The 8,036-nt window shown below is 57.4% G+C and carries 9 protein-coding genes; all 9 read right to left on the bottom strand.

What is annotated here, in order from left to right; translation table 11 throughout:
• Positions 1-480: 480 nt before the first annotated feature.
• From ACTCIA_RS15785 to ACTCIA_RS15745, 9 genes are read right to left on the bottom strand one after another with little or no spacing between them, the layout of a single operon-like run.
• Complete coding sequence (locus tag ACTCIA_RS15785; protein WP_463002764.1) at positions 481-1,050, bottom strand: glycerol-3-phosphate acyltransferase; 570 nt, start codon at positions 1,048-1,050, stop codon at positions 481-483.
• Complete coding sequence (locus ACTCIA_RS15780) at positions 1,050-1,925, bottom strand: polyketide synthase dehydratase domain-containing protein (RefSeq protein ID WP_463002763.1); 876 nt, start codon at positions 1,923-1,925, stop codon at positions 1,050-1,052. The genes ACTCIA_RS15785 and ACTCIA_RS15780 overlap by 1 nt, the downstream gene beginning before the upstream one ends.
• Positions 1,904-2,383 (bottom strand): acyl-CoA thioesterase, encoded by a 480-nt coding sequence (locus ACTCIA_RS15775; RefSeq protein ID WP_463002762.1) that lies wholly within the window; start codon positions 2,381-2,383, stop codon positions 1,904-1,906. Before ACTCIA_RS15775 ends, ACTCIA_RS15780 begins: the two co-directional genes overlap by 22 nt.
• Positions 2,384-2,385: 2 nt before the next feature.
• A complete protein-coding gene (locus tag ACTCIA_RS15770) occupies positions 2,386-3,651 on the bottom strand; it encodes a beta-ketoacyl-[acyl-carrier-protein] synthase family protein (protein WP_463002761.1) in 1,266 nt (421 codons plus the stop codon).
• A gap of 21 nt (positions 3,652-3,672) precedes the next feature.
• On the bottom strand, positions 3,673-4,917 hold the full coding sequence (locus tag ACTCIA_RS15765; protein WP_463002760.1) for a beta-ketoacyl-[acyl-carrier-protein] synthase family protein: 1,245 nt from the start codon (positions 4,915-4,917) through the stop codon (positions 3,673-3,675).
• A 14-nt stretch (positions 4,918-4,931) separates the two neighbouring features.
• Complete coding sequence (locus ACTCIA_RS15760; RefSeq protein WP_463002759.1) at positions 4,932-5,930, bottom strand: radical SAM protein; 999 nt, start codon at positions 5,928-5,930, stop codon at positions 4,932-4,934.
• 28 nt (positions 5,931-5,958) lie between these two features.
• A complete protein-coding gene (locus ACTCIA_RS15755; protein WP_463002758.1) occupies positions 5,959-7,062 on the bottom strand; it encodes a radical SAM protein in 1,104 nt (367 codons plus the stop codon).
• Between the two features lie 29 nt (positions 7,063-7,091).
• Positions 7,092-7,364 (bottom strand): phosphopantetheine-binding protein, encoded by a 273-nt coding sequence (locus ACTCIA_RS15750; protein WP_463002757.1) that lies wholly within the window; start codon positions 7,362-7,364, stop codon positions 7,092-7,094.
• Between the two features lie 26 nt (positions 7,365-7,390).
• Positions 7,391-7,756, bottom strand: a complete 366-nt coding sequence (locus ACTCIA_RS15745) for a hypothetical protein (RefSeq protein ID WP_463002756.1) — start codon at positions 7,754-7,756, stop codon at positions 7,391-7,393.
• Positions 7,757-8,036 lie beyond the last annotated feature (280 nt).

The raw sequence follows: 8,036 nt of genomic DNA, 5'->3' as shown, positions 1-8,036 counted from the left end.
TTGCTCCCTGCTGACCGCTTGCGCGCTCAATGCGACTCGCAAACCACCCCCGGGCCGGCATCATGGCCGACTGTGTGCAAAGTTTCACACCAAGGGGATCCAGAGCAACACATCTAAGTAACGTCAGAAAAAGTTACTGTTATAGCTCGGTCCCGGGCTGCGGCCCGTGGGAACGCCTCCAAGGAAGTCCAAGGGCGGGGTCGGTTTTTGAAGCGACATTGAGCGTTTACGGAAAAATTCAGCAAATGCCGGAGCGTAAAAATTTCAAACTGTTTGAGGCCGACAGGCCGAGTTTTTGAAATTTTAAGCGAAGGCATTGGCTGAATCCGTAAACGGTCAGGAGCAAAAAAACTGACCCCGGCCGCAGGGCTTCCTTCCTGACAAACAGCGGACGCGGTAAAAAGCTTTTTACCAAACAATCAAATGATAATATTATTCATTGTTCTCACCACGGCCCGAAACCGCCCGATCCATTTCCTGCTACCGGCCCCTGCCCGCCAGCTCAGCGATGTTGCCGCGATGATTGAAAACAATAAACGCAATTGTGGCAAGAACCCCCAAAACAGCCGGGGCTGTATGCATCCACTTGTAAAAGATGGCCCCGCCAAGCACGGCCACCATGCAAAAAGAGGCAATAAAGGGCAACCGGAAGGCAAAATAGCCCGCGGCCCAGGCCAGGGCTGAAGAAAGCGCCCCCCAGGGCACTATCACTGCTGAAAACCCCAGATAATTGGCCACCCCCTTGCCGCCCCTGAACTGATGAAAACAGGGATACCGGTTTCCTGCAACAAGGGCCAGCCCGGTCCATGCAACGCCTGCGGGCTCCAGAAGATACAGGGCCAGCACGGCCACGGCCGCAGCCCGGCCCATGTCCAGGCCCAGCACCAGGGCGGCTGCGGCTGCGCCGGCCTGGCGGTAAACATTGGTGGCCCCGGGATTGCCGCTGTATTGGGTTCTGGGATCACCCCGCCCGGTGATCCGGAAAAAAACAATGGAAAAATTGACAGAACCCAGCAAATAGGCCATTGCTGCAACAACAACAAAAATCATCAAGTCTTGCCCCCGGCAGTTTGTTTTTTGGCGCAAATCCAGGCTGGCGGTTTTCTGCGGCCGGCAAACACATCGCGCATGTGCAGGCCCCGGACGTATTCACAAACACGGCCGTCTGCGGCAAAAATCCACACATCAAAATCCTGGCCGCATGCGGCCCCGGGTCGGGCCACCGCCCGGGCCGAATACCGGCCCCCGGCGACTGCGGGCCGCATCACCACGCGAAAATCAAAACCCACCGGAAAGCCCACAAGCCCCCTGTACCGCTGGGTCCACACGCAGGCCGCGTGAAATGCCGCATCCAGAACAAACACCGAGCCCAGGGGACCGCCGGGCTCCGGCAGTTGGGGGGCGCGGATCAGCGCTGTCACACCGCCGCTTTCCAGATGCAGGTCTCCGGAAAGATTATGATATGCCGGGCCAAAAGGCACCAACTCACGGTAAACATCCGCTGCATTCACCCGAAAAACCGGCTCCCCGGTTTGCACCGCCGGCGCACCAGGGATGACCAAGGCTTTGTGGTCCGGGAAAAAACAAAGCCGGGCATGCTCCCTTGTGCGGGTAATTCCCGCGGCGGGCATTTTCTGCCGGGTCATGAGCCGGGCGGTCAGGCTTTGACCGTCTGCGGGCGCAAGCTCGAAAATAGCATCTATCTCGTCCTGGCCTTGTGCAATTTCCAGAAACTTGGCAAACGCGGCCTGCCCCATGATCCGTCCGGAGATGTTTTTCCCGGCAGCTGCGGCTGCCAGCTGCTGCATTGACTCCACTGCCGGATACAGGGCCCTGCCCTCAAAAGCGTGATCCTGGACATACGCCGGCAGAACGATTTTTTGCACCACAGGCGAAAGGGGTTTTATTTCGGAAAGATTTCCCATAATTTCTGTGTTTTTTCATCAATTCCCACGGGCCTGCCCGCGGAATTCAGGGCGCAGTGCTCGGTAAATCCGGTACAGACAATTTCGCCGGTCTGGCCGTGGATGATAACATAATCAAAGCTCAGCTTCACCTTGCCCAGATTTCCGGGCCGGGTGTGCACCCACATGGCATCATCGTAATACAGCGGACTGTGGTACTTGATTCCCAGCTCAATGATGGGATAAACATATCCGCTGGCCTCGATATCCACGTATGGATAGGCCAGATCCCGCATGAGCGAGGCCCGGCCGAATTCGAAGTAGCGCAGGTAATTGGCGTGATACACAACCGCGGAGCGGTCCGTGTCCGCATACAGTGTCCGGTTTTCGCACCTGTGCCAGATGCAGCCGTCGTGCCGGTTTTTCACAAAACGCGGATCACCGTTGTAGATTTCCGGATGAAACGGTTTGGGGCGCATGGTCAGACTCCTTTAAAAACGATACAGCAATTGGTTCCCCCGAACCCGAATGCATTGGACAAAAAGCATTCATACCCGCCGGCCCGGGCAGAATCGGGCACCACATCGATATCTCCGAGTTCCGGGTCCGGAATATAATTGATGGTGGGCAGAATCACCCCCCGGCGCATGCCCTCGATGCCCAGCGCCGCCTCAATGGCCGCAGATGCGCCCAGGGTGTGGCCGATCTGGGACTTGTTGGAGGACACGGGCAGGCGCTGCAAATGATTGCCAAACACGGCCCTCAGGCTCTGGATTTCCGTGAAATCCCCCTTGCGCGTGGAGGTGCCGTGGGCGTTGACATATTCGATATCCGCCGGTGCCAGCCCGGCATCGTCTATGGCCCCTGAAATGGCCCGGACAATGGTGGGCCCGTTTGGCAGGGTGAAATGACAGGCATCCGAACTCCAGCCCACCCCGGCCACCTCAGCCCGGGGCACAAGCCCGTGTGCGGCTATGGCCTCTTCAGCGGCCAGCACCAGCACCCCGCAGCCCTCGGAGAGCACCATGCCCTTTCGGTCAACGGAAAACGGCCTTGAGGCCAGAGACGGATCATTGCAGGCCCTGTCGTTTTCGCCCACCTTGATGGTGGCGTTCATGTTGGCAAACCCGTGGATGATCTCGGGCATGATACAGGTGTCAACACCGCCGGCCAGCACAAAATCGCAGTCTCCGTCCCGGATCATGCGCGCGCCCAGGCCGATGGCAAAATTTCCCGAAGCGCACGCCCCCTGGGGGGAGAAAACCGGGCCGGTAAACCCGAGCATCATGCCCGCCTTGCCCGCGGGCAGATTGGCGCACAGGTTGGGCAAAAGATAGGGGCTGACCCGCAAGTATCCCTTGGTACGCAGGGTTTCTGCGGCCTTGCGGAATGCATCCGTTCCGTTTAAGGCCGATCCCACCATGCAGGCGGTTTCGGGTGCTGTCTGGTCATTGATTTCAAGGCCGCTGTCTGCCAGGGCCGCCCGGCAGACATCCATGGTCAGGATCACGAAATCCGCGTTCCAGTTATGGGCCTCTTTTGGATCCACGAAATCGCACGCCGCCGGATCCCAGTCCGGAATTTCGCCCACCACCCGGCTCAGGCTCTGCACACTGCACCGGGAGACCCGGCTGAAGCCGGCCCGGCCCGCGGCCGCATTGTTCCATGTCCTGTCAAAGGTTCTGCCCAAAGGCGTTGCCGCTGCATAACCAATAACAAAGACCCGTCTGTTTAAGGGTGCTTTCATAACAGAAAAAACCGTCTTTGGCTAAAATCGTTGAAACACCATGCAGGCATTGCATCCGCCGAAACCAAATGCGTTTTTAAGCACAAAAGTCTGGTCTGCGTCCTGCAGGTGGGTGACCATCTCATCAACCGGCATTTCCGGATCCGGCGCATAATTGATGGTGGGTGTGATTTTTTTGGCAACCATGCCCGAAACCGCCAGGATGGATTCAATGGCCGAGGATGCGCCCATGGCATGGCCGGTCATGGATTTGTTGGCGGTTACCGGCGGCAGTTTGGCGCCAAACACCGCCCGCAGCGCTTCATACTCCACTGCATCGCCCGTGCGGGTGGAGGCGGCATGGGCGTTTACTGAATCAATATCGGCCGGGCAAATCCCGGCATTGTCTATGCTTTCTTTGATGCACCGCTGCACTGTGGGCCCATACGGGGCCACGAAATGATGGGCGTCTGCGGTCATGGACCAGCCCGCAAGCCCCACGTCAAAGCCCAGCCCGTGGGCCTGGGCAAACTGCCTGGAAGCCAGGATCACCGCGCCCGCACCCTCTGAGATCACAAAACCCCGCCGGTCTTTTGAAAACGGCTGACTGGCGGCTTCAGGGGCCACAGGGCTATGGGACTTGTGCCGGAACGCCCCGTTCATGGTGGCAAACCCGGCCACAATGGGTTCAACCAGGGCAAAATCCACTGCCCCGCAAATGGCCAGATCCGCCCGCCCGGATTCAATGAGCATGGCCCCGGTGGCCACAGAGGCCGCCCCTGTGGCGCAGGCCGTAATCGTGGACATGATCGGGCCGGTGGCGCCTGTTCGAATGGCCACCTTGCCGGTGACCATGTTGATGCACGAATTGGGATTGGTGTAGGGATGCGGCAGTTTGCCGGCTTCGCGCATGCCCCGGTCCGCGGCAAGCACCGCGTCCTGCCCCCCCACGGCTGAACTGAATGTCACAGCTGTTCGCGGGGCAAGTTCAGAGGTGATTTCCAAACCGCTTTTTTCAAGGGCACGGCTGACCACCAGCAGGGCATGCCGAAAAACGGGCGAGCGCCAGTTGGCCATTTGCCTGGGGCTTAAAAAGGGATACGGGCCGGGATCAAATTCCGGCACCTGTCCGGCAATGCGCACCGGAAAATCCGCGTTGATCTCAAAGCGGGTCAGGGGGCCGATGCCGCTTTGACCGGCACAGGCCGCCTGCCACTGAACGTCCGGATCCGTGCCCAGGGGCGAGACCATATCATAGCCGACAATGACGCTGCTGCGGGGATGCATGAAACGATCCGTTTTCACCAGGGAATGAACTGATAGAGTTTGGCAAACATTTCATACACCTCGATCCAATTCTGCAGATCCTCTGTGGAGCGCATGTGTGCCCGCTTGTTGACCATGATCCAGCTCATGTGCGCGGCCCCGTCCTTGCAGGTGGAACAATCCCGGGTGGCCGAGGTGCAGCACCGGTGCATGGTCTCAAGGTCCGAGGCCCAGCGGATAAACCGGATCAGGCGGCGGGGCTGGGGGTTTCGGGTGTCCATGGGCTCGGTTACCGACGGGCACTCGGCCCACCCGAAGGTCCGGTCCAGCATTTTTCCGGTAGTGATGACCTGGTGGTAATATTTGGATGAAATCACCGTGTCCGGATAGGCATCGAGCATTTCATCCATTTCCGCCCGAAGGTCGGCCAGTTCCCCGTCGCGCCAGTAAAACCCGTCCACCCCTTCGTCATTGGAGAGCAGCTGCATGTGGACCTTGAGGCCCACGTCCCGGATTTTTTTGATAATATGCTCGGTGCGCCCCACCTGGTTGGGGGTAATGGTATAGAGGTAATAGGTGTAGGGATCGCCTTCGTAATTTTTACTGGAAATGCGGAAGGTGTCTTTTCCGCGCAGGCGCTTTTCATCGTCCTCATCGCCCCACAGGGAAATGCCCACCATCATGTCGGCAAACCGGTCCCGGGGCACCTTGATCAGCCCGTTTGTGGCGCAGTATGTGGGCATGCAGGAGTAAAACGCCGCCACCCGGTCCAGGCAGAGGGTGGGCTCGCCGCCGATCAAAATGGCCAGGTTCACCCCCCGCTGTTTTTCTGAATCCACAAAAGCCGCCCATTTCTGCGGATCGGTTTCCTCCCGGGCGGCCTTGTCCTCTCCGGATGAGAAAAAAAAGCACCCCTTGCACCGCAGGTTGCACTGGTTGGTCACGTCATAGATGGAACTGCGGATATTGAGTTTTGAAATGGTCTGGTATCGCTGATACCAGTGGGAATCAAGAAGAGAACTCACGGTTTTCATAAAATCAACCTCAAATGCGGCTTGCCGCTCAAAATAAATAATGTGCGGGCGGGGCGGTGTGCCGGTCGCACAGATCCGGGCTTTTTTCATAGCCCCTCACCCATACGGCCAGGTAGACATCCACGTAGTCGAGCCAGGCCGCAAATGTTTCCGGACATGCGGCGTGCCGGAACATCCTGGCGGTCACAACCGCGCTGCCTGCAGCATAATGGCGGCAGTCGGCGCAGTCGGTATCGGGCACGCAGCAGGCGGTATCACGCTTCCAGGTCAGATCCGCCCGGTACTGGCGAAAACTGCGTCCCAGGCCGATATCCGTTGACGGATTGGCCCGGGGATACGGACAGGAAAACAGGTCATGCAGGCCCAGCCGGTGGGTGTGGACCACCCGGTGATAAGGCGAGAAAATCACATGATCCGGATACTGCCGGCCGATTTCTTCCATGGTCTGGCGGGTCTTTTCCAAAGACTGCGCATCATGGGCCAGCCCGCCGGCATAACCCGCAGGGGCGGAAAACATGTTAAATGTCGCCCGGCAGTTATTTTGCGCCAGTTGATCCATGACTTCGCGGACTTCGCCGATGTTGTGCCGGGTGAAGGTATAGACAAACACGGCCCTGGGATCGTCTCTGTAATTTTGAATCTGCCGGGAAAGCATGTTGCTGGCGTTTCTGACCTGCCGGCTGGTCGTGTCATTTCCCCAGACCGAGATATGGATCCGGTAATCCACGTTCTTGTCAATGGGGATCAGGCCGTTTGTGGCAATGCAGCCCAGGGGGATCTGATTATAGCAGGCCTCCAGCAGTTCCGGCACCAGCGAGGGCTCGGCGCCCGCGAGCACCACATAGGTAATGCCCCGCTGTTTTTCTTCTTCCATGAGCTGTCGCCACTGCTCCGGATCTTCTATGCCGTCGGCTCCGGCCTTTTCGCCCCGATAATAATAACAGCCCTCACACCGGATATTGCACTTGCGGGTCATGTCATAAGTGGATTCCCGGAGAAAAAAATATTTTCTGACTTTTTCCCACTTTTGCCGGATCCGGGGATCAGAGGCCAGGATATCGGAAAATTTCCACTCTCCTGCCGGCCTGCCTGCACCGGCCGGTGTCTGGATAGGGTTGCCTGATGCTTTCATAAAATCCTGCTGTCCGGGTATCATGCCGGCTATGTCTTCACCGGCGAATTTTCAAGGATGTATTCGGCGATCATACGGATGGTTTTTAATTTGGGATAATCTTCCTCGTCAATGCGAACCCCGTATTCATCCTGGAGCACCAGCGCCACTGTGGCCAGATCCATGCTGTCCACACCCACCTCGTCGATCAGGTCCAGGTCCGGATCAAATGTCTCCGGGGTCACATCTTCGAGCTTGAGTTCCTCGATGACAATGCCGGCCACCCCGAGGACGATCTGTTCAAAGTTTGCTTCGTGATTCATATGCCTGTGTTTCCTCTTGCTTGTCTTTATTCCACAAACTGCGCCTGCAGGCGGCCCCTGCAGGCAAGTTGTTTTTCAACGGTTAACTCAAAGCGCCATTGACCGGCTGCATTGTCTGCCGGCTGCACACTGATCTCGATTTCCTCTTCCGGGCGGATGATCCGCCGGTACTTGGTCCGGTGGACTTTTTGCAGCACAAGGGCCCGTTTTGTTGCCTTTTCAATAACCTGCAGCACAATAAAAAGCTGCGCAATTCCCGGAAGCACCGGATCCTGCGGAAAATGTCCGGAAAACCAGACCGACGATGCCGGTGCCCGCACAGTTGCAGAAATCCGTTGTCCGGACAAATTTTCCAGCCGCTGCAGGCAATACAATTTATTGTCAAGGTTCATATCAGGTCCGAATACGGCAAGGCACCTGCCAAAAGCACCTTTGCGGTTTTGGTTTTTATTTGGTGTTATCCATAAAAAGAATTAACGTGTTTGTCAACTTTGATGGTTTCACAAAAAATCAATTTTTATCATCGGATTTCTCAGGGCGGTGGACTTGGAGGAAGAAAGCCCTGCGGCCGGGGCCGGGTTTTTTTCGCTCCTGAGCCTTTTTGCGGATTCAGCCGATGCCTTCGCCGAAATTTCAAAAACTCGGGCATTCGCCCTCAAACAGTTTGAAATT

The organism is Desulfosalsimonas sp. (assembly GCF_055149105.1).
This window is presented reverse-complemented; position numbering and strand designations above follow the sequence as displayed.